Origin of the sequence: Paenibacillus germinis, assembly GCF_013141785.1 — a bacterium.
Taxonomy (GTDB): Bacteria; Bacillota; Bacilli; order Paenibacillales; family NBRC-103111; genus Paenibacillus_E; species Paenibacillus_E phytorum.
On the sequence record NZ_WHOC01000075.1, the window covers coordinates 1 to 21,014 of the forward strand.

General features: G+C 40.6%; 23 protein-coding genes and 1 pseudogene. 9 read left to right on the forward strand and 15 right to left on the reverse strand.

Annotated elements, in window-relative coordinates; translation table 11 throughout:
- The 8 genes and pseudogenes from GC102_RS15020 to GC102_RS15050 form a co-directional block, all read right to left on the reverse strand.
- Positions 1-305 (reverse strand): annotated as a pseudogene (locus GC102_RS15020) (mandelate racemase); the annotation flags it as partial.
- Positions 306-342: 37 nt separating this feature from the next.
- Complete coding sequence (locus GC102_RS15025) at positions 343-1,866, reverse strand: extracellular solute-binding protein (RefSeq protein WP_171690270.1); 1,524 nt, start codon at positions 1,864-1,866, stop codon at positions 343-345.
- Between the two features lie 59 nt (positions 1,867-1,925).
- The gene (locus GC102_RS15030; RefSeq protein WP_216628065.1) at positions 1,926-2,804 is read right to left on the reverse strand and encodes a carbohydrate ABC transporter permease; all 879 of its coding nucleotides are present in this window, start codon (positions 2,802-2,804) and stop codon (positions 1,926-1,928) included.
- A gap of 28 nt (positions 2,805-2,832) precedes the next feature.
- Positions 2,833-3,801 (reverse strand): ABC transporter permease, encoded by a 969-nt coding sequence (locus tag GC102_RS15035; protein WP_312883282.1) that lies wholly within the window; start codon positions 3,799-3,801, stop codon positions 2,833-2,835.
- Positions 3,802-3,852: 51 nt separating this feature from the next.
- On the reverse strand, positions 3,853-4,530 hold the full coding sequence (locus GC102_RS15040) for a GntR family transcriptional regulator (protein WP_171690271.1): 678 nt from the start codon (positions 4,528-4,530) through the stop codon (positions 3,853-3,855).
- A 346-nt stretch (positions 4,531-4,876) separates the two neighbouring features.
- Positions 4,877-5,008, reverse strand: a complete 132-nt coding sequence (locus GC102_RS40055; RefSeq protein WP_281367666.1) for a hypothetical protein — start codon at positions 5,006-5,008, stop codon at positions 4,877-4,879.
- A 753-nt stretch (positions 5,009-5,761) separates the two neighbouring features.
- On the reverse strand, positions 5,762-6,292 hold the full coding sequence (locus GC102_RS15045) for a hemerythrin domain-containing protein (RefSeq protein ID WP_171645974.1): 531 nt from the start codon (positions 6,290-6,292) through the stop codon (positions 5,762-5,764).
- A gap of 131 nt (positions 6,293-6,423) precedes the next feature.
- On the reverse strand, positions 6,424-8,625 hold the full coding sequence (locus GC102_RS15050) for a methyl-accepting chemotaxis protein (protein WP_171690272.1): 2,202 nt from the start codon (positions 8,623-8,625) through the stop codon (positions 6,424-6,426).
- A 353-nt stretch (positions 8,626-8,978) separates the two neighbouring features.
- Here GC102_RS15050 and GC102_RS15055 point away from each other — a divergent pair, with 353 nt between their 5' ends.
- The 5 genes from GC102_RS15055 to GC102_RS15075 all read left to right on the forward strand — a co-directional run bounded on the left by GC102_RS15055 (position 8,979) and on the right by GC102_RS15075 (position 13,274).
- Entirely contained in the window at positions 8,979-10,436 is a 1,458-nt protein-coding gene (locus tag GC102_RS15055) for a circularly permuted type 2 ATP-grasp protein (RefSeq protein WP_171690273.1), read from the forward strand.
- 31 nt (positions 10,437-10,467) lie between these two features.
- Positions 10,468-11,427, forward strand: coding sequence for an alpha-E domain-containing protein (locus GC102_RS15060; protein WP_171690274.1), 960 nt, complete (start codon positions 10,468-10,470; stop codon positions 11,425-11,427).
- A complete protein-coding gene (locus tag GC102_RS15065) occupies positions 11,424-12,287 on the forward strand; it encodes a transglutaminase family protein (protein WP_171690275.1) in 864 nt (287 codons plus the stop codon). Before GC102_RS15060 ends, GC102_RS15065 begins: the two co-directional genes overlap by 4 nt.
- A 244-nt stretch (positions 12,288-12,531) precedes the next feature.
- Positions 12,532-12,843: a hypothetical protein gene (locus GC102_RS15070; RefSeq protein WP_171645969.1), complete on the forward strand. Its 312-nt coding sequence runs from the start codon at positions 12,532-12,534 to the stop codon at positions 12,841-12,843.
- 194 nt (positions 12,844-13,037) lie between these two features.
- On the forward strand, positions 13,038-13,274 hold the full coding sequence (locus GC102_RS15075) for an AbrB/MazE/SpoVT family DNA-binding domain-containing protein (RefSeq protein WP_047677188.1): 237 nt from the start codon (positions 13,038-13,040) through the stop codon (positions 13,272-13,274).
- Between the two features lie 74 nt (positions 13,275-13,348).
- On the opposite strand, the gene GC102_RS15080 is transcribed toward GC102_RS15075, so the two are convergent.
- The 5 genes from GC102_RS15080 to GC102_RS15100 all read right to left on the reverse strand — a co-directional run bounded on the left by GC102_RS15080 (position 13,349) and on the right by GC102_RS15100 (position 16,474).
- On the reverse strand, positions 13,349-13,624 hold the full coding sequence (locus tag GC102_RS15080) for a hypothetical protein (RefSeq protein WP_171690276.1): 276 nt from the start codon (positions 13,622-13,624) through the stop codon (positions 13,349-13,351).
- Positions 13,625-13,744: 120 nt separating this feature from the next.
- A complete protein-coding gene (locus GC102_RS15085) occupies positions 13,745-14,311 on the reverse strand; it encodes a peroxiredoxin (protein WP_171690277.1) in 567 nt (188 codons plus the stop codon).
- A 36-nt stretch (positions 14,312-14,347) separates the two neighbouring features.
- Positions 14,348-14,587 carry a glutaredoxin family protein gene (locus GC102_RS15090; RefSeq protein ID WP_029196850.1) on the reverse strand — a complete coding sequence of 80 codons (240 nt, stop codon included), beginning with the start codon at positions 14,585-14,587 and terminating at the stop codon, positions 14,348-14,350.
- 28 nt (positions 14,588-14,615) lie between these two features.
- Complete coding sequence (locus tag GC102_RS15095) at positions 14,616-15,539, reverse strand: NAD(P)/FAD-dependent oxidoreductase (RefSeq protein WP_171690278.1); 924 nt, start codon at positions 15,537-15,539, stop codon at positions 14,616-14,618.
- Positions 15,540-15,835: 296 nt separating this feature from the next.
- On the reverse strand, positions 15,836-16,474 hold the full coding sequence (locus GC102_RS15100; protein ID WP_171690279.1) for a TniQ family protein: 639 nt from the start codon (positions 16,472-16,474) through the stop codon (positions 15,836-15,838).
- A 326-nt stretch (positions 16,475-16,800) separates the two neighbouring features.
- Between GC102_RS15100 and GC102_RS15105 the strand changes: the two genes are divergently transcribed.
- Both GC102_RS15105 and GC102_RS15110 read left to right on the forward strand, forming a co-directional pair.
- The gene (locus tag GC102_RS15105) at positions 16,801-17,379 is read left to right on the forward strand and encodes a hypothetical protein (protein WP_171690280.1); all 579 of its coding nucleotides are present in this window, start codon (positions 16,801-16,803) and stop codon (positions 17,377-17,379) included.
- A 196-nt stretch (positions 17,380-17,575) separates the two neighbouring features.
- Positions 17,576-18,274 carry a hypothetical protein gene (locus tag GC102_RS15110; protein WP_171690281.1) on the forward strand — a complete coding sequence of 233 codons (699 nt, stop codon included), beginning with the start codon at positions 17,576-17,578 and terminating at the stop codon, positions 18,272-18,274.
- Positions 18,275-18,368: 94 nt separating this feature from the next.
- Here GC102_RS15110 and GC102_RS15115 read toward each other — a convergent pair whose 3' ends face one another.
- Both GC102_RS15115 and GC102_RS15120 read right to left on the reverse strand, forming a co-directional pair.
- A complete protein-coding gene (locus GC102_RS15115; protein ID WP_171690282.1) occupies positions 18,369-19,190 on the reverse strand; it encodes a hypothetical protein in 822 nt (273 codons plus the stop codon).
- Positions 19,187-19,795 carry a TetR/AcrR family transcriptional regulator gene (locus GC102_RS15120; protein WP_171690283.1) on the reverse strand — a complete coding sequence of 203 codons (609 nt, stop codon included), beginning with the start codon at positions 19,793-19,795 and terminating at the stop codon, positions 19,187-19,189. The genes GC102_RS15115 and GC102_RS15120 overlap by 4 nt, the downstream gene beginning before the upstream one ends.
- 151 nt (positions 19,796-19,946) lie before the next feature.
- On the opposite strand from GC102_RS15120, the gene GC102_RS15125 reads away from it, so the two are divergent.
- The gene (locus tag GC102_RS15125; RefSeq protein ID WP_079421284.1) at positions 19,947-20,147 is read left to right on the forward strand and encodes a ribbon-helix-helix protein, CopG family; all 201 of its coding nucleotides are present in this window, start codon (positions 19,947-19,949) and stop codon (positions 20,145-20,147) included.
- A gap of 123 nt (positions 20,148-20,270) precedes the next feature.
- On the forward strand, positions 20,271-20,603 hold the full coding sequence (locus GC102_RS15130) for a hypothetical protein (protein WP_171690284.1): 333 nt from the start codon (positions 20,271-20,273) through the stop codon (positions 20,601-20,603).
- The last annotated feature ends 411 nt before the right edge of the window (positions 20,604-21,014 follow it).

A 21,014-nucleotide genomic window follows, 5' to 3' on the forward strand; every position in this document is an offset into this window, starting at 1 on the left:
CCCAATGATTTACCGTTAATGTCCCACATTGCCATTTCCACTGCACTGAGCGCAGACATCAGTACAGCTCCGCCCCGCCAGTAGGCATCACGATATATATTGTGATAATGCGCTTCGATATCTAGCGGGCTTTTACCGATTAGGTAACGTTTTATATCTTCTATTGCCCCAGTTACAGCATTCTCTTTATACTCCAGCGTTGCTTCGCCAACCCCTGAAATACCTGCATCTGTGTAAATTTTGACGAATACGAAGTTTGTACGGTAACAATCGACGACAAACGTATTCACGCCAGTAATTTTCATCTACGCACCCCTATGAACCTTCTATTATTTAATCCCTCTACTTCTTCTCTGGATGTTCCTTTTTGTAAATTTCCGTAGCTTGCTCGATCCACTTCTGACCGCCCGCATCCAAATATTTTTTCTTGAGCGACTCGTATTCTTTGTCAAGATCGCCTTTGGATACGATTAAGGAAATGAAGATTTCATTCATAATGTCTTCTAATATTTTCTTTTTCTCCAATTCAACGGCAGGAATATCGTAAAGATAAGCATCTTCGATCACATTGTCAGCAGCAAGCTTCAAACCGGCTTTCGTTTTATCGTTCAGCAATTGAACCGAGAAGCCATTAATTCTATTCATGACTCCGTTGTAGGCGAATCCTCCCTCATTACGCAAGCTAGTAGCATCATCATAAGGTTTGATCCACGAGAACTTACCGTTCTCCATGTTGTAATGCTTACCCTCAATGCCTGCCCACGTCAATTTATCGCCTTCATCACTAATCATGAAATCCAATACTTTCATAACCTCTGCAGGATGTTTGGATGATTTGCTGATGTGCATCCACGGGCCGGAGTCTTCAAGGTATAAATTGAGAGTGCCTCCTTGATTGTTCGGTCCTTTAATAACGGTGTACGCAAATTCCGGCTTAGGATTTTCAACATAACGAGTCAACCAGTTTTGCGTAGTCCCGTTCGGGGTGAAATCGAAAGCCCCCATCTTGCCGTTCCATAGCTTCTCAAATTCTTTCAAATTGGAAATCGTAGCGAACTCGGGATCCATCAAGCCTTCTTTATTCAATTTGTTCAGGAATTTGATGGCATCCATAAATCCGGGCTGCAATACCCAAGGAAGCACTTTTCCATCAACCATTTTTCCTCTTCCGATAGGAACGCCGTAGGCCGCAAAGAAGTGTATAAACGTTTGGTAGCCGCTCCCGCCTCCGAAGTAAGCCCCCACACCAAGCGTATCCTTTTGACCATTGCCATCAGGGTCCTGATTAGCGAATGCTTTCAACACCGTATAGTATTCATCGATCGTCTTAGGAACGGGCAGCTTCAATTTATCCAGCCAGTCTTTGCGAATAGCCAAAGCACTTCCGAATCCCCAACCACGCGGAATGGCGTACACTTTGCCATCAACTTGCGTAGCGCCTTTTAATATGGAGCCTTTGTTGTCCAAAATATTTTTCCCGTTGGTTTTCAATAAATCATCCATTGGAATAATTGCCTGATTGCGAACTAAATCCTTAATTTTTGCTTTATTCGGGTTTAGAAAGGCATCTGGCATATCATTGGACGCAATCATTGTATTTAATTTTGTTTCCAGGTCTGCCGTGTCTACCGTCAAGAACTGGACATTAACACCTGTTTTTTTGCGAATCTCCTGGACTACCGCGTTATCTTCAGGAAAGTTAGTCGTCTTGTCGATCAAAATCCGTACCGTTGCTGGTGCTGCCGGTTTGCTGGTTTCACCCGTTTTATTGCCTTCTTTTGTGTTCCCTCCAACAGAGCAAGCGACCGTACTCAGCATCATCACGCTGATTAAACTTAATGTGACTGTCTTCTTCAACTTCACCATATATATACCCCCCTAAGTAATATATCTATTTTGAGAGCTTAACTATCACTCTGCAAAATCTAACCCTTGATAGATCCTACCATTACGCCTTTTACGTAATATTTTTGCAAGAACGGATACACGAGCAGCATCGGAATCACGGAAACAACAACCGTAGCCATTTTGACCGACTCTTCGGTGACCAACCCGATGGAGGAAGCTAAGCTCTCCGCCCCTTGAACCTGCTGTAACGAGCTGCTCTGCAGCATCGTTCGCAGAAACACTTGGAGCACTTGTTTCGCATCAGAGTTGATGTAAAGAATAGCATCAAAATACGAGTTCCAATGAGCTACTCCGTAAAATAAAGCAATTGCGGCGATAACAGGACCCGATACGGGCAGGATGACCGAAAATAATATGCGAATCGGAGCAGCCCCATCGATATTTGCCGATTCCTCAAGCTCGGCGGGCAAGCTCTGAAAGTAATTTTTCAAAATAATCAGGTTCCACGCACTTAGAGCCGTTGGAATAATGAGCGACCAAATCGAATCGATCAAACCGAGCTCTTTGACAATTAAGTAAGTCGGGATCATGCCCCCGCTGAACAGCATGGTGAAGAAAATCATGAGTGTAATGAAGTTTCTTCCCACAAATCTTCGAATAGATAGGGGATAAGCCAACATGGCGGTCAACACAATATTGATCGCGGTTCCTATAACTAAGCGAAAAATGGAGTTTCCATAAGCATAATAAATCCCTTTGCTCTGAAGCAGCAGTTCATAGGAAGTAAGAGAAAAGCCTTTCGTCCATAAGAATAGCCCTCCACCCATAGCTAGCTTGGGATCACTTAACGAATACATCAGCACATGCCAAAATGGATACAAGGTAACGATCGATACCAGCAGCATGCCTGCGTTCAAAATGAAATACCATAAACGTTCCCCAAATGACTCTTTCACCAGGTGAACCTCCTTCGTACGAAATCGGTTACATCAAACCACTATCTGAATCAATTTTTTTGGCAATAAAGTTTGTAAATAAAACGAGGACTAGACTAATTAACGATTTGAATAAACCTGATGCCGTAGCCAAATCATATTTCGCTTCCTGAAAAGCCAATTTGTAAATATACGTGTCTAAAATTTCACTAACCTCGTAAACCTGAGGGTTATAGAGCGCAAACACTTGATCCAGACCGGTATTGAGCATGCTTCCCACACGAAAAATAAGTAAAATGACAATCGTCGTCCGCAAACCCGGCAGCGTAATATGCCAAATTTGCTTCCATTTCTTCGCGCCATCCACTTTTGCCGCCTCATACAACTGTTGATCAATCGTTGCAATGGTAGCGAGATACAGCACCGTACCAAAGCCCGCTTCCTTCCAGATATTCGATATGACAAGCAGGCTCCGGAAATATTCCTTACTGCTCAGCAGGTTGAAGGTGAAGTTTTCATACCCGAAAAACCCTGCGATCTCTTTGATTACACCGGTAGAAGGAGATAAGATGGCGAACAAAATACCCGAAATAATAATCCATGACACAAAATGAGGCAGGTAAATCGACGTTTGAACGAACTTTTTATACAGTTGATGCCGGATTTCATTCAGCAGAATAGACAATATAATTGGGAAGGGAAATGCAAATACTAGTTGGTAGATCGAAATGATAATGGTATTCTTGAAAGCTCTGTCGAATCCATACATGGTGAACAACGTTTTGAAATTATCCAACCCAATCCATTCGCTAGCGAAAAATCCTTGATAAATATTGTACTTTTTGAATGCAAGCAAAATGCCGTACATTGGTATGTAATGGAACACGATAAAGAACAAAATCCCTGGAATAGCCATGAGGTATAATAGCTTATCTTTCCGAATATGGGACCATTTCCTCTTCCGCTCTAGTGACTTTGAAGCCCCCTTGAGATTCGTCACCGTTTGATCATACAACACGCTCAACCCCCTTCTCTTGTAAGCGTTTTAATTTTTAAGCGTAAACGCCATCTAAGCTTTAGATGGTTTTCCCGTTGCTTTCATTCTTGCAATCAAATCCTCTTTGGCCTTAATGACGTGATCTCTGGCAATATTTGCGGCAGCTTCTGCATCTCGATTTTTCAAAGCCTCCAGCAGCATCCGATGATCGTTACTAATATCGGCCCCCCGGTTCGAACCAAATATTTGGCGCATGCTGTCAATCAGTCCCCAGTGCCGATCAATTATGCGAATCGCTTCGGGATTTTCTGCCAGGTTGTTAATGATTTTGTGAAAGCTCTCATTAAGCTTGAGGCATAATAACAAGTCGCCTTCCTCGGCTGCCCTTTCGTATTGCTCTTGAATAGCAACAAGTCTGTTGTAATCGCTATCTTTCATGAAAGGCACGCCACCCCGAACCAACATCGTTTCAATCGCCATGCGAATATCGTACATATCAGATACGAACTTCTCATTCACCTCACGTACACTTGCTCCTTTATGAGGCAGCAAACTAACGAGTCCTTCCCCTTGAAGCTGCTGGAGAGCTTCCCGAATCGGCATCTGACTAACGCCGTAACGATTGGATAAATCGACGATCCGCAAGCGTACACCAGGTTTAAATTCACCGGATAAAATATCTTGGCGCAATTTATCGCGAACACGTGAATAAGTCGTTTCATTTAATGCTGATTCCTGAGTTACATCCATGGTTTTTTCTCCTCTTAATTTATCTTATTTGATATTTGATATAATATCACATCTGAATTAGACCTGTAAACAGATTATTTGATATTTGATCAAATATCAAATATTATTGCGTAGGTTCGATTCCTGATAGTTAATCTTGCTCGATAAGAAAAACCGTCAGGGAAGATCCTCCTGACGGTCCTTTCTCGTTTAAACCCATACGTTTTGAGCACGGGGAGGGATGGATGTGGGGTTCCAACCGCTGTTGAAGTCGTGTTCTTTGAATTTATTATGCGGTATAAACACGACTTCAAAGGCGGCCCACCGCAAGGCGCCTTTCCACCCTCACACCCATCCCCTTTTTGTTCTACTTTGTGCTGCCTTCTACTTTTTCTACCTTGTTGAAGTAGAGCGAACTTCTCTTTGCTACCACTCGCTCGGATTGATACCAATCCGCCGTCTTCTCGTCTGTAAAGATGAAATATATCGTTACAGACACGATTCCACTTCCTCTCGTATCTGTAACGATGAAAAATATCTTTACAGCCTCGCTCAGCGCGCAAAAACTGCTTTCTTTTCGTTTGTAAGAATGTAAAACATCGTTAGAGACACGGTTTTCCTTCCCCTCGCGACTGCAACGATGAAAAATATCTTTACAGCCTCGCTCAGCGCACAAATACTGCTTTCTTTTCGTTTGTAAGAATGTAAAACATCGTTACAGACACGGTTTACCTGCCCCTCGCGACTGTAACGATGAAAAATATCTTTACAGCCTCGCTCAGCGCGCAAAAGCTGCTTTCTTTTCGTTTGTAAGAATGCAAAACATCGTTACAGACACGATTCCACTTCCCCTCGTATCTGTAACGATGAAAAATATCTTTACAGCCTCGCTCAGCGCACAAAAGCTGCTTTCTTTTCGTTTGTAAGAATGTAAAACATCGTTAGAGACACGGTTTTCCTTCCCCTCGCGACTGCAACGATGAAAAATATCTTTACAGCTTGTGCATTGGCTATGCACGCTTTGCAACAATATAAATCTGAATTGGCTACATCCCCTTCCAATGGTAAATGTACAGTATACTAAGGGACTGTGGCTGAAAAGAAGAGTTCTTCTGTGAGTTTTCCAGTACTAACATTGACGAACCTAGCCAAAAGGAGATCTCTCATGCCTCAGAAAACATATAAATTTTTCTCAACAAAAAAAAGAGTCCTCTACAAGTCAAATGACTTGAGAAGACCCTTTTTTATGTACTTAGGCTAATTGTTCCACGATACGATCGGTGAGCGGATACACAAGCTCCTCTTCTAAGGTGAAATGTTTGAGCAGTATTAAGCAAGCTGTCATTAATTCCGATGCCATCAAATGTAAAAACTCCTCATCTATCGGCACTTTCATCGCATTCACGCCATCTACGAAAGCCTGCACGACTCTTTTCGCCAAGTCATGATCCTGCTCTAAAACAGTCATGGAACGAGAGACAGACAGCGCTGTTGTTGGTTGTAAATAAGATTGCAGAAGAGGAAATAGTTCTTTTTCTTCCCATTCCGAATGCTGTTCCAGCTCTTCAATAAGGGAAAGAATTAGATCTTGGAGTTCAATCAGCTTACACATTCCTATTGAGCAATCCTCGAGGGAGTACAAGGAAGCAGCCATCGTTCGGATCTCGGAGAGCTGCTCGCGCATCTGCACATGCTCCTCCTTCAGACGCTCTACGAGCATTGGAAAATAGCCGGGATCCATCATGTACTCCCTATTCGTTCGAATGCTCAAACGGTCATTCATTAGACATCCTCCTTCGAGTTTTCGTTAGAAAACTTACTTCATAAGCATAAAAAAGCTAACCCATTCCGCATTATCATTGTATGCAGGATGGGTTAGCTAACATGCGCAGGAAATGTCTTAGAAACAAACCATTATCGAATGCGGCTCTCCGTTAAATGAAACTGATTTACAAGCAAGAGCAGCGAGTCCGTAATCGCGCCAACATCCCCCGTCGTTTGGCGCACGTGAAGCATATCCTGCAGAAGCTCTTGCACGGTACGCTCAACCTCCGCCGATATTTGGCGATTCTCTATGCTTACCGCCGCTACCTTCTCCATCAGCGCCACCACTTCATCCACCACCTGTGTCTTCATGGTGTCGTGCGCGTTCGCGCTGCTGAGAATTTCAGACGCTGCCGACACAATTTGCGTCCCCTCCAGAACAACTTTGGTGCCTTCTTCCATCGAAATGAAGGCTTCATTCGCATGACGTTCGATATGCTCAATGGTGTCATTGATTTCCATTGTCGACTTCTTGGTCAACTCAGCCAGCTTACGAATCTCGCCGGCCACGACAGCGAAGCCCTTCCCGTGCTCACCTACCCTCGCGGCTTCAATAGAAGCATTCAGGGAAAGGAGATTGGTTTGAGCGGATATCTCTTCGATGACCTTAAGTAGCTTGGGAATTTCTTGCGTCGTTTGCAAAAAAGTTTGAATGGTACGATTCGTTTCAGCTACTTTCGCCGAAATATGATTCATCTTTTCGCCAATACGATCAACTTCATCCTGCGCTACAGCAATTTGACCAGAAGCCTTTTCTTCCAATTCGCGCAGTGTCCCGCTCATATTCTGCGTTACATCCTTCGCAACATCGATGTCCTTGAGCTGACCGCGCAGCGAACGAATCATATCATGAATCTTGGTGCTCATTCGTCCAGTCGATTGTTCCGTTGACCCCGTCGAATCATTCATACGTTCCTGGCTGAGCTGAACTTCAGCCGCGGCTTGTTTCACCTGCAGCATGATACCCTCAAGAGAATCGATCATATTATTAATCCATTTCGCCAATTCCCGCGTCTCATCACCAGCGAACTCCTGCACTTGCAGGCGTTGTGTCAAATCACCGCTTCCCTCTGCGTTAATACGGATGAACTTATTCATTTGCGCGAGCTGCCTTACGATCGGCTTGCTGCCTTTTTGCCTTATAATGCTTACGCCTATTCCTCCATACACAAGACTTACAGCAGACATAATTACTGATCCCCAGCTACTAGAAACTTGTCCATTCAGCAGCCAAAAGCCCCCTGCTGAGAGTAATATATAACCTACAATGAACCGCAGCTGCAGCTTAAACAATTTCCAGTCAATACTGCGAATCCGGTATACTTCCTCTAGATCGCCTTCACACATCATCCCCCAAACATCAGGGCAGTGCGGAAGCTGGAAGGTAACACCTTTGCCAATGACAGAAATATGCCGATAATCGGAATACCCTGGAAACTCCGCGAATAGATTATGTCCCTTTGCAATCGTTCCCGCAACCCCCGGATGGAGCTGTCCCGTTGCCGGATCCGTAAAAATGAGCTCAAGCTCCGTATGCTCCTTTACACCGACAATACCATAATCTGTGCGCACGCCATCTTTTAAATTATCACCATGGGTAAAGGTAAGATCCTCAAAACGGCTTCGAGATAACGCAGTGCCTGGGGCAATCTGTTTATTTAACACAGGCTTCGCCATAAATAAATAATTATCTCCAGAGTCCGGATACACATGTCCAGATTCACGCTGGATCAGATCACCGAGCACATCGTTCGGGACACGTCCGCAAATGGCCCCTTTCCATTTTCCGTTAACCATTATAGGTGTAATAAATGCAAGTGTCATAGCATCGTGAAACGGCGAAGTGCTTGGACCTAGCTTTAATGTAAGTGGATCGGAATAAGGTCCGAATAAGCATTTCTTGCCTTTACGTGCTTCCTCTAGCCCTTTTGTAAGATCACTTCCTGAATCATAAGATTTCCCAACGTGAGCGGGGGACGTGGAGTATATCACTTCTGCTTTTTCATTTACTATGAAGATCTCCGAGAAATCAGCCCCGCTCTTTGAGGCAGCTGCCAGCAACCGTTGAACCATCGAACCATCCTGTGTCGTTGGTCCAGGTTCAAAATCAGAGAGCTGCTCAAGCAGTCGATCCAAATTGGACCAGTATGCCTCCACCCAGCTTCGTAAAATTTCAATTCTCGTATGCGCAATTCCTTCAAAGATATGTTCCACATCTTCCTTGAGATGACGATTCAGACGATACGACCACCACAAAGGCAGACCTTTTCGAAATCCAAGCCAATCAAACATACCCCAACCCCCTATATTCACAATTCTCGTGTGACTTTATATAACATTTACTTATTCGACATTCTATAGCTGATTTCGACGTAAATCAAGATAAAAACAGAAATTTCTTGAAATTTTCAAACATTTGATCTATTTGCGCATTTCATGTCAGTTAATTTATACGTCATGTATATTGACATAATATTCTGATAAATTTACAATATAAGAAAAATCATTTGTTTTTCCATAAATTAGCGTCATATTACCTGACACAAAATAAGAATTTAGATCAGAAAGGAGGCCTGGTTTCTGCTTCGGGCCCATATCCTAACGTAGCTTCCACTCGAAGTATAGCTAAGAAACCAGGAGCTGCGATGTCCAAACCTGAGAATCTGGTCACCACCCCCTATGATCCCCGTCCTTTTTTTGATGAGATGTTTGTCAACTCGTACTCGGTAAGATCACATTATCAACATATTTTCCTTCAGTTCATGTCCATGAAGGCGGGAAATTTGAGCAAGCGCCAAACGGCCACCATGAAACGCATGATGGAAGAAGGAATTACGTTTACACTCTACAGCCCTGATCAAGCAGAAGCATTGGAAAGAACCATCCCTTTCGATCCGATCCCACGAATCATTCCACGGGATGAATGGCTCAAGCTTGAACGAGGGCTTCAACAGCGTGTTAAGGCACTTAATCTATTTCTCAAAGACATTTATCATGACCAATGCATCTTAAAGGAAGGTATTATCCCTAGGAAAATGGTCCTTTCCAACTGCTATTTCCGAGCCGAAATGATGCGTCTATCCATCCCGAATGATGTGTACGTAACGGTATCAGGTATCGATTTAATTCGAGATGAACATGGCGAATATTTCGTTTTGGAGGATAATCTGCGATCACCTTCAGGCTTCTCCTATTTGTACAAGAGCCGTTCCATCATGACGCACTTATTCCCTGAGCTCGTTTTTAGCCATTCGATCCAAGATATTGAGATTAGCTTAAATGTGTTTCTATCCGCATTGCGCAGGCTAAGCCCTTCGGGCAAATCTGATCCTGTCATTGGCTTACTGACCCCAGGCTGCTACAATTCAGCCTACTTCGAACATACGTTCCTTGCGCAGCAAATGGGCATACAGCTTGTAGAGGGACACGATCTCGTCGTCATTGATCATAAGGTATATATTCGCGGGATCAAGGGACTCCGCCAAATCGATGTCTTATATCGAAGAATCGACGACGATTTCTTGGATCCGCTCGCTTTTGATCCGAACTCGATGCTAGGTGTCGCGGGGATCATGAATGCCTATCGCGCGGGTAATATTAACATCGTGAATGCCCCTGGAACTGGCGTGGCCGACGACAAAGCCATTTATGCCTATGTGCCAGACATGATTCGTTACTATTTGAACGAAGAACCAATCCTGAATAATGTGCCTACTTATATCCTTTCTAGACCGGAAGAACGTGATTACGTGCTGCAGCATCTTGATGAAATGGTCGTCAAAGAGACATCGCTCTCTGGCGGTTACGGTATGCTCATTGGTCCTTCGGCCTCTGAGAGTGAGTTGGCTGATTTTCGGCTTAAAATAATAGCGAATCCCGATCGTTATATCGCTCAGCCAACGATCCAGCTTTCCAGAGCTCCCGTCATGATGGACGGTCAAATGGCTGCGCGGCATATCGATCTTCGGGCCTTCGTCATCGCTGGCGAGAGCATTCAGGTTATACCTGGCGGACTTACTCGTGTTGCGCTTAAAGAAGGTTCACTCGTCGTGAACTCATCGCAAGGCGGAGGATGTAAGGACACTTGGGTTACTAATTCATAGAGAAACAAATATAGATTGGAGGCAAGCGTTCATGGTGATGATGGGACGTACAGCGGAAGCCTTATTCTGGATCGGCAGGTATACGGAAAGAACGGAGAATCACGCAAGACTTATCGACGTGTATTATCATATTCGCGAGGAGAAGGAGACTAGCAGCGATCAATCGTGGAGCCGATTAATTGACACGATTGGCGACCGTACCGCATTTACTGAGCAGTATGGGAGCTTCACCGAGCAGCATGTCCTCCAATATATTACACTCGATAAAAATAATTCGAATTCTTTACTCGCTTGCACCAACCATGCTCGCTCCAACCTTCGTAATATTCGTGAGAAAATGCCCGCAGAGCTGTGGGATATCATGAATGGCTTGTATCTGTGGCTAAAAGAAAAAGAAGTAAGAGATATCACAAACGATTCGCCTCATTTGTTCTATCGTTTCATTCGTGACACCTTGTCAATGTTTCAAGGGGCGGCCACATCCGTCATGCCGCGTCAAAATGAATGGCACTTCGTGGAAGCCGGAAGATATTTGGAGCGTGCTGAGAACTTGCTGCGCTTACTCCAATCGTTATGTCATGATTACGCTAGGGAAGAACTCTCCTCTTACCCGCTTATGCTGTCCGTTTTGAAGTCAGTTAGCGGTTATGAGTCGTATCGCAGGGAACATGCGGACACCGTTAATCTAAGCAGCATTATTAAATTTCTGATGCTTCACGAAACATTTCCACGCTCGGTTAGTTTCTCTTTCCAATCCTTGGAGCGATCCCTACAGGGCATTCAAATGGAGGACCCCGATTTAAACCTTGCTGTACACAGACTGGCTAAGCTAGCGGGAAAAGTAAAGGCTAACCTTGCTTGCATGGACGAAGAGGATATTTTATCCGGCAAATTAGAAATGACGTTAAGTGCGCTTCGGGAATCCTGTAACGTGATGGGGTTAAGGATGTCCAAAGTCTTTTTTCCCTCCCGGGAAGAGGTCATCGCATGAAAAAGCTGGAGATTACACATATCACACGCTATTCCTACACCGATACAGCGCAGGACAGTGTCAATGAAGTTCGTTTAACGCCTCTCACTGACAATCGTCAAGCCTGTTATCACCACGCCATCACCACGGAGCCTGCTTCTGCTTTCTTTACGTACTCGGATTTTTTTCATAATCGCGTACATGCTTTTACAGTCAATAAACTTCATCGCGAGCTAACGATTAAAATGGTGTCGACTGTCGTCACGAACGACAACGATAACATCCCATCAGGCGTCGCTTCTCCCTTCGAGGAGAAAGCGATGAGACTTGGCGATGACTTCCAGAATCAGCATGCGGAGTACTTGCTGCCTACTAGCTACACGGGTTTGACCCCTGAACTCAAGTCTTACTCAGATACCATTTCCGATCAAGATATAAGTTTATACGCATTACTACGTACGATCTACACAACGATTCATCGCGACTTCACCTATGATCCCTCAGCCACTTCCGTACAGACCACCGTTGGAGAAATGCTTCAATATAAGCGTGGTGTTTGCCAGGACTACTCTCATTTTATGATTGCCATTTGCCGAGATAAAGGGATTCCTGCTAGGTACGTAAGCGGTTATCACTTTGTTGGCGATCTACAAGGAGGCAGCACGGAATTCACCCAAGCCTCACACGCATGGGTGGAGTGCCTGATCCCGGGAACTGGTTGGTTCGGCTACGACCCTACGAACAATTGTGAGGTCAATTGGCGCTATATTAAGCTCGGACACGGCCGCGACTACAACGATATCGTTCCCGTCAAAGGCGTCTATCGCGGTGCCGGTCAGCAAGATTTGGAAGTCATTGTTGATGTAAAGCTGATTGAGTAGTTCATTCCACATGTGATTCAGAATTTCTGCCCCGCTTCACTCCCCCTCTTTTTTTCCACATAAGAAAGTATAAGTTTTCGGTCTCCGAAAACCGCTTTCTTATTGGCGATAAAACCTACCTCTAAACGCGGTCGCTCATCATTGAATGACCTCGATAAAGGTTTTCTCATCCCCTTTTGGCACGGACCATGTATTTAGTGTAAAATGGGTTCGAAGCTACACTAAATTGCTAAGAGGTGTTTGAATGGCTATAAGTTTCACTCTATCTATCATAAATCGATTAAAAAAAGAAATTACTGAAACTCAACAAAGAAGTATCGACGAACAGAAAAAAAAGGAAAAAGCACTTTCAAAAATAAATCAATTACAAAGGGATATAAAAATAAGTTCTTCACCCAGCGATTTAAGCAGCAAGATGTCTCGACTTAGTAAATTAAAGGATGAGATTAATAAAATCAACCTTTTACAAGTTGAATTATCTAAACAGTTGGTTCTTAAAAATGCAGCGCTAAAAGAGCAAATTTCCAAAGATCAACAACAGGAAAACAAAAACTAGATCTTATATGTATAGAGGGCTTGCACGTGTTCAACGAAACACGTGTAAGTCCTTTTTTTGCCGTCCACATTCATGCATTATCAGATAATTGCCTAAAATGTTTGAAGTAAATAAAAGGAATTCAAGTTTATATGTGGAATTATTTATGCAACACACATGATCGAAGTCTAATGAAATAAATAGGAGGCTTTCAGATGAAATCGACGGGAATAGTGAGAAAAGTAGACGAGTTAGGCCGGATTGTTTTGCCGATTGAGCTGCGACGAACACTTCATATCGATATCGGTGACGCGATCGAGGTTTATGTCGATCCAGAGCGCATTACACTCAAGAAGTATATGCCAGCCTGTGTATTCTGCGGTAATTTCGAGAATATGACTTATTTCAAAGGCAAGCTGGTCTGCAGCTCCTGCGTAGAAGAGATTGTTTAGATCATGATTCCGGGTAAAATAGGATACAAAAAAGGCGTATAACACTCAGCCCGAGTGCTATATGCCTTATATTTTTATTTAGAGCTAAACCAAGAAAGTGCAATGGATATTAGAATGCCTGCTATCGCGATCCAAAATAAGTAGGAACGAAGCACACGTCCCAAGCTCTTATCTTGCCGGTCCAACACGGCTTTCTTGCGAGAACCGCTTTCTTGCGTCTCCCCATCTAACTCATCTGTCACTTGTGTGCGCCAATTCACGAATTGAAAGCCAATTCCGCTAACCACAATGGAAATCATGAGTAAAATCAAAGAACCCATAAACAGTTTGTCCGATATGGACTGCATCATGCATCTAACCTCTCTGTCTTCACCTATATAGTTCTTCTATTATACTTCAAAACAGACTTTGAATACACACAAAAGCCCCAATCGAGTGAGAGTCGATTAGGGCTTGTTTACTTTTGCAGCTTATAGAGTTTTATCGCCTGGTTTCCAGTTCGCTGGACAAAGTCCACCAGCCTGAAGCGCTTGAAGCACACGCAGCGTCTCATCTACAGAGCGCCCAACATTCATATCCGTGACCACTTGGTACCGCAGCACGCCTTCTGGATCGATGATGAACAATCCGCGATGCGCAGCCCCGGTTTCATCGTCTAACACGCCATATGCGCGTGCTGTTTCTTTGGAGAAATCACTGACCAACGAGAACTTCACAGGACCGATGCCGCTTTGGTCGCGCGGCGTTTGAGTCCAAGCTCTGTGTGTATACACACTGTCGACAGAAGCTCCAACGATTTCACAATCCAGTTCAAGGAACTGCTCGTAATTGTCACTAAAAGCTGTGATTTCGGTAGGACAAACGAACGTAAAGTCGAATGGCCAGAAGAAGAAAACAAGCCATTTTCCTCTATAATCTTCAAGCGTTATTTTCTCTTCTAAGGTTTCCATATTCTTCGTCGATAGCAATGAGAATGAAGGCGCAGGAAGCCCTATTTTAGCAAAAGATTGTGAGGGTTGTACGGTTAATTGTGTCATGGTTAGCTCTCCTCTATCTATTTATATGGTATGTTATTAGCTTGCGATTTCGGCCAAAGCTTTTTTGAGTTTAGTAACGTTGAGACCCAAAATTTTGTGTTCGCCAATGACCGTCACAGGCAAAGACATCAGGCCTAAATCGTGAAGTTCTTGTCCGAATTGATCATTCAGATCAATGTTTCTTTCTTCGTAGGAGACATTTTGTTCCGTTAAATACTTTTTCAATTGTTGGCAATAAGGGCAATTTGTACTGGAATAAACAATGACATTAGACATCGAAATTCATCTCCTTGTGTGGCTAAGATTATTTGTATTGCGGGATCAGCTGAGCCCGTTTATTAATAAATTTATCGACCGCCATGGCTGCGATGGCTCCATCAGCAGCTGCAACAACCGCTTGCTTCACCGGTGTGCGTCTGACTTCTCCAGCCCCGAATACACCTGCAACAGGTGATTGCATCGAGCTATCCAGAATCATAAAACCATCCGCGTCCAGCGGAACCTGATCCTGTAAGAAATCTGTGCCGGGCTTACTGCCGGATAGGAAGACAAACACACCATCCACATGGAGTACTTCCTCTGCACCAGAACTCGTGCGTATTCTAAGTCCCTCTACATGCTTGTCTCCAAGAACTTCAAGCGGTTTGGCTTTGTAGAGAAAGTCAGTGCCCGGCAATTCTGGAACGTGATGAACGCCTTGCAGTTCTGGTCGTGGAACTATGAAGTGAATTTTTTCCGTAAATTTACTTAACGCTTGTGCTTCTTCTAAGGCTTCCTCTGAATCACCAATTACAGCGACTGTTTTGCCATCGAAAAAGGCTCCATCACACGTTGCACATGTACTAACGCCACGCCCTAACAAGCTTTCTTCCCCAGGCAGCATACGGTTGCGTCCTTTGGAACCCGTCGCGATAACGATCGACTTGCTTTCATAGATACCGTCAGCCGTAAATACATACTTCGTATCGCCTTCCACATCTACAGCTGTAATCGTTGTTTGGATGAACTCCGCCCCAAAGCCTTTGGCTTGCTCCCGCATCGTATCAAGCAAATCCTTACCTGATAGCTCCCCAATAACACCCGGGTAATTCGCAATTTTGTGAGTGATGGCCAAAGCTCCTGTATTCGGTGCCTTGTCAATAACGAGTGTCTTCAGATTTCCTCTTGCTGTATAGATAGCAGCTGAGGCTCCTGCCGGTCCAGCTCCAATAATAATGACATCATACATCGCTGCGCACTCCTTTCAACCCATAGTGACTGCTTGTCCAATGAGAATTCATATCAGATAATAATTATTATAAATAATTATTATCAAAAGTCAATCCTTTTTAATAATCATTATAAATAAGATTCTAACGACACAAATGTTCCTACATAAACGACACAAAAGTGCCTACATTACCTACTACCACCTCTAGATGGATCCTTTTACTCTATAAGCGTAAAACGGCCCTCACCACCTTGTCATTAAAGATGAGGGCTAGTTATTCACCATTCAATATACGATATATCTAACTAATTCAATCAGATATATGTCCATATAAAAATATCTTTCTTTATTTCAAATTCCCTACCCCAATTTGCCCAAATTGTTCTGCCACTACTATTTTCAGTTATAAAACTATAACCACAATAGCATCGAAAATGATCGCCATACTTAAAAGAGTACGACCGTGTTTTGTTACACCGTACACATGTGTCCCTTAAACTTATCCCGTGGAAAGGGCAAACATTTACAGCCCATAGTTGATGAAAAATACTATGAAAGTGATATTCCAAGCATTCCTCGCAATATTTTAAGTATTTGCTAAAGTGATCATACGTTTTTCTGCCAACATACGATGAGTTACACACTTTTTTTATTAACTCTTTTTGTTTTTTAAGATCATAATTCGTATAGTACATAAATAACTCATCATCAAAACTTTGCATCGTATATAAATCCATATTCTTAGCAGCTGTTGTTATTGTCCTCTGCTCCCTCAGAATCTTAGTCCCTAATCCACGAATAATATCTTCGCTTTCAATCACGTTAGCTACCTTGATTTTTTCAATTATTGAAATAATTGACTCGTAAGGGTGAACCCATTCTTCCCTCCAACATATTTTCCTCAAATATTCCGATGATGAAGCAGATGCGGCTATTTCATTAATGAAAATCAAATGCTCTCATCCCCTTTTAAATAAATCAACAATATAATCAATTCTCCAATATTATGAAAGACAAATATCATTGTATATTTTGTTTTGAAACGAACTTTGTTTCTACCTTGAATACATATAATGTTTAACTAAAAAACCAATCTGTAAACGAGATTGGTTTAGTACAAGCACAAGAAAATACCCTCATTAGCGACAAGAAAACCCCGAAAATCAAGAAAGCTGCGTTTCACGACATAAAAATCACTTTAATAGACGAAATGAATGTATAACTCGTGCTATATGCTGGAAATAAATACATCAAGAAACTCATTTTGGGGGCTATTTATATGGGCACTAACATTATCTGGCGCGAGGAATGGAAAAGACCTTACGAATCAATATGGTCTTTAATCGAGAATATAAAAATTTCCAACTCAATCAATGGTAGTGAACTGTCGCAATACATAAATGAAAATAAAGTTAATAGACGACGCAGTCTAAGAAATGTAAATAAGCTGTCAGACGAAGCACTTAATAAACTGAATGAACTTACAAATATCGATTTTTTTGAGATTAAAACAACAATGTTGAAACTTTCCAAACTTGAACGATATAATCCACTGCATTACTTTCATACACACTTATGTTTCTGTGAAAAATGCATTCAGTACAACTACCACAGTTACTTACATCAATATAAGTTAATAGATGTTTGCCCGTTTCATTTAACTAGCCTTCAGACTAAATGCGAAGATTGCAATAAAGATATTTATTTTTTCAATATTGCAAAAGATATCCCTTTTACATGTAAATGTGGTTATCAACTATATCAAGCAATGGACGAACCAATATGGAAAATTTTGTCCGAATATGAACCAATACTTAAGGTATCAATTATTAATGATAATCTTACTGAAGGCTTGTAGATATGTTGGTACGTCCTGTCGCGGTGCTTAATTAAAAAATCAAAAAAATAGAAGAAGAGCTTAAGGCCATTCTTCTATTTGTTATCGTTGTATTCGGATCTCTCAACATCGCTTCAAGTATTCATTGACAATAGAATAAAACTAATCGATTCATTTAAAAATAACTTTCACTTAAAAATAAATTAGGGATGGTATTATGCAAGAGAGAATTACTTGGAGTAAAGACTGGCTGTCTATTTATGAATCTCCATTTAGTGTCTATGATAAAATTTGTTATGCCAATGTTATAACACAAAGTGAATTCTTTAAAAATTTTGGTTCGTCAATGGATAGTAGCATCTCCTTTTTACTAATTAGAGGACTAGATCACAGAAAAATTGAAAGCAAAATTTCATATCCATTTCTGACGCAATTTTATACTACAATTACTAATTTATCTGAAGATTTTTTAGGTTATAAAAATCAAACAGATGATTTTTTTAACAAAGATCTTTATTACTGTAATTTTTGTTCTTTGAATGCTTACCATAGTTTATTCTTTCAATTCAAGTTCATTAAAGAATGTCCCTTTCATTTGGAGCCACTGAAAAATAATTGTAGAGTGTGTAATCAACCTTTGATTTACACTTTTTATAAGAGCTCCTCTATATCACAGTGCTGTACAAATTGTAACGAACCTGTTTTGTTGCACCAACATTCATTTCCAAACTTTAAAACCTATACTAAGAATGAAATTAAATCACTGGATGTACTCGACCTTCTTAATATGGACTTTGAACAAAAACAAATTCTGAAAGGTACTTTATTTCAAGGAATTAAAAATATGTCAAATAAGCAAGACTTAAACTTCGTTCTCTATTGCATTAATGCTTTAAGAAAATATTATTCACATTAAATAAAAAATAACTTAAAATACACACATAATATTGCTCCATTAATACCGATTTTACTGAATAAATCCTGAATTAATGTATGGAGATTAAGTAACCCTAATTTCGATGCCTACTTAACTCCGATAATTTATTTAATCTTTGACTGAACCAGTCTTTGCAACGTTCCTCTTTATCTAATTCCATTAGAACAAATTGTTGTTCAACTTTAATTATTTTTCGAAAACTTTTAATTTCAGATATATTCAAAAAGCCTTGTGCAGCAAACTCTTCTAATTTCTCAAGTCTTACTCTCGTTGATTGTATAAGAACATCTTTCCCGAATAATTCTAAGACATCAATCGGATAATATAGATTCTTACTTTTCAATGTGACAGTACCAAACGTTAATTGTATCTTTGAATTTTCCTTCTGCTTAAGTAACCCACTTAAACTATTCAAAAGAAGCTTCCATTCCTTTTCCAGCTTTTCTCTAAACAACATTTTTTCTTTCCATAGAAGTACCTTCTCAATAGTGCTCAATTTGTTAATAGTCAAATCGAAATCTTGAGCTACATTAAAACCTGAATTTGATAATTTTGAGGGATTAAAACAAACACTGTCTTCACGATCGAACTTACTAGCTTTACATAAAGATTTTTTCTCTTGCTCTGTTAAACATGTTTCCTTTACAGAAGATAACATAGGTAGAATTCCCAAATTATATAAATACTCATTTAATTCTAAATGACGGTAGTCATAACGATTCATACTTCGAAATTTCCCAACAATTCCGCAATCCCTCCATTCTACTCGTTTAATTTCTTCTCTAATTAGTTTGTCTCTTAATCTATCCTTTATTAATTTAGTTTCTTCAGTGATACGTTTAAGTCTACTAAATTTCCCAGTCTCTATAAACTTCTCGAAATTTGAAAGACTCATAAAACTCCTCTGGAATCTAATGATATATCCCTTTGTTTATAATCTAATGCATTTAAAACAAGGCTAATTGTTTCCTTAATAATAACGTCGCTACTAATAATTTTGGTGTTAGTTTGGAACTCTTGCTTGTACATAAAAGTTGAACTAATTACGAACCCTAATGTTAGTTCTAAAGAGCCAAATTGAAAATAACCTCTAGTTTTTCCTAAGTCAAGTACATCTCTAAATTCTTTCCATATTGATGAAATATAAAAGTTTACTAGGTCTCCTCGACTTGATGGATAAATTATTTCTGACTGAAGGATAGAGATAATTTCAGGATCCTTTTCTCTTAATAGAATAACATCATGAATAATTTTTTCTATCCATAGAACTGGGTCCTCATTAAGCTCCTTTTTCCAGATAATGTTGTTCAGAGGCAAAAATGTTTGTAATACCGCGGACATTAAACCATCTTTTCCATTAAATTGATAAACAACTAATTTGTTTTGTAGTCTGGATTCTTTAATAATTTCTACAAGTGTTGTTCTCTCAAAACCTTTTCTTGCAAATACACTCTTTGCCGCCTCAAGTAATTGCATTTTGGTACTAACATTTGTATTCAATAACTAATCATCTCCTTCAATGCTAATAATCATTAATCACATACAGTTAACAGTCTAACCACGATATTTTTTTGTAATCATTATTGAACACAAATTGTGTTATATTTTTATGTACTCTATTACTTCTATACTGTTTTATAGAGGTGATTTCATGAGTGACGATGATTTTATTATTACTCCTAAAGAAGATAAATCAGTTACTATCACCATAAGAGTAGATAGGGCTTTACAAGAAAAATTCGATCACCTTTCAAAGATAAGCAATCGATCTAGAAATGAATTAATAAACTTAGCACTTGAATATGCTATGAAAAACGCAAAATTTATTAAAGGAACAAGCGAAAAAAGATGACAACTCCTAATTATGGGAGTTGTCATCTTTTTTCGCTTGCAATTTGTATTCAAAAATGAATCTAATTTGATTATATTGGCAATACATACTTGTATAGTCTTGTATTTTTAAGGAGAGGTTTTTATGGATTTTCTAAACAATAACGGCTCATTAGCAGAAGTCACAGCTCAAGGAATCATTTTTAGAGAAAAAAAGTATACTTGTCCTCTGGCTATTTCTGAGCAATGGTTTTCACTAAATAGCCCTTATTACATGGTGAAGGTTCCAGTTATTTACACAGAGGAGCATAATACGCTATGCATCATTTTAGATACTGGAGATTTGATTAAAGCTCAACTTCTTTCAGACACAAAGAACTTACTACAAACAGATTTAGAAGAATATTATTTAAAATTAAATCAATTAAAGTTAGAAAAAAACAAGCAAAAACATCTATTCTTAAAAAGAAGGAAGTGACTTATGAAATCTATTACATGGAATGTGTCCTGGGTTAACCCATTTGAATCCGGATGGTCAATTCTTGAGAAAATTAAATATGCGAACCTTATTAATTCTCAAGATTTGCATCGTGAATTTGATCTCAGAAATCTCGTTGCTGTAATTGGATACGACATTTTGGAACAGTCTAAACAAAACTTGAATAGATTAACTGGAATGTTTTCAAATATAAATTACAATAATTATCTGATAAGATCCGACCTTACATATTGCGAAAAATGTTTATGTATGGGACACCACAGCATTTTTCACCAATTTAGCTTATTGCATCAATGCCCATTCCATTTATGTGATTTAAGGAACACTTGTAGTACGTGTGGCCAGCAAATTACCTTCAATTATGTTAATTTTCAAATTCTCGAGGGCTTC

Bases quoted from the DNA above. Each gene is read 5' to 3' on its own strand.
- GC102_RS15130 (WP_171690284.1), top strand. From the start codon at position 20,271: ATGGATTTTCTAAACAATAACGGCTCATTAGCAGAAGTCACAGCTCAA.
- GC102_RS15075 (WP_047677188.1), top strand. From the start codon at position 13,038: ATGAAATCGACGGGAATAGTGAGAAAAGTAGACGAGTTAGGCCGGATT.
- GC102_RS15025 (WP_171690270.1), bottom strand. From the start codon at position 1,866: ATGGTGAAGTTGAAGAAGACAGTCACATTAAGTTTAATCAGCGTGATG.
- GC102_RS15085 (WP_171690277.1), bottom strand. From the start codon at position 14,311: ATGACACAATTAACCGTACAACCCTCACAATCTTTTGCTAAAATAGGG.
- GC102_RS15125 (WP_079421284.1), top strand. From the start codon at position 19,947: ATGAGTGACGATGATTTTATTATTACTCCTAAAGAAGATAAATCAGTT.
- GC102_RS15110 (WP_171690281.1), top strand. From the start codon at position 17,576: ATGCAAGAGAGAATTACTTGGAGTAAAGACTGGCTGTCTATTTATGAA.
- GC102_RS15040 (WP_171690271.1), bottom strand. From the start codon at position 4,530: ATGGATGTAACTCAGGAATCAGCATTAAATGAAACGACTTATTCACGT.
- GC102_RS15065 (WP_171690275.1), top strand. From the start codon at position 11,424: ATGAAAAAGCTGGAGATTACACATATCACACGCTATTCCTACACCGAT.
- GC102_RS15095 (WP_171690278.1), bottom strand. From the start codon at position 15,539: ATGTATGATGTCATTATTATTGGAGCTGGACCGGCAGGAGCCTCAGCT.
- GC102_RS15080 (WP_171690276.1), bottom strand. From the start codon at position 13,624: ATGATGCAGTCCATATCGGACAAACTGTTTATGGGTTCTTTGATTTTA.
- GC102_RS15060 (WP_171690274.1), top strand. From the start codon at position 10,468: ATGGTGATGATGGGACGTACAGCGGAAGCCTTATTCTGGATCGGCAGG.
- GC102_RS15055 (WP_171690273.1), top strand. From the start codon at position 8,979: ATGTCCAAACCTGAGAATCTGGTCACCACCCCCTATGATCCCCGTCCT.
- GC102_RS15045 (WP_171645974.1), bottom strand. From the start codon at position 6,292: ATGAATGACCGTTTGAGCATTCGAACGAATAGGGAGTACATGATGGAT.
- GC102_RS15070 (WP_171645969.1), top strand. From the start codon at position 12,532: ATGGCTATAAGTTTCACTCTATCTATCATAAATCGATTAAAAAAAGAA.
- GC102_RS15090 (WP_029196850.1), bottom strand. From the start codon at position 14,587: ATGTCTAATGTCATTGTTTATTCCAGTACAAATTGCCCTTATTGCCAA.
- GC102_RS15115 (WP_171690282.1), bottom strand. From the start codon at position 19,190: ATGAGTCTTTCAAATTTCGAGAAGTTTATAGAGACTGGGAAATTTAGT.
- GC102_RS15105 (WP_171690280.1), top strand. From the start codon at position 16,801: ATGGGCACTAACATTATCTGGCGCGAGGAATGGAAAAGACCTTACGAA.
- GC102_RS15050 (WP_171690272.1), bottom strand. From the start codon at position 8,625: ATGTTTGATTGGCTTGGATTTCGAAAAGGTCTGCCTTTGTGGTGGTCG.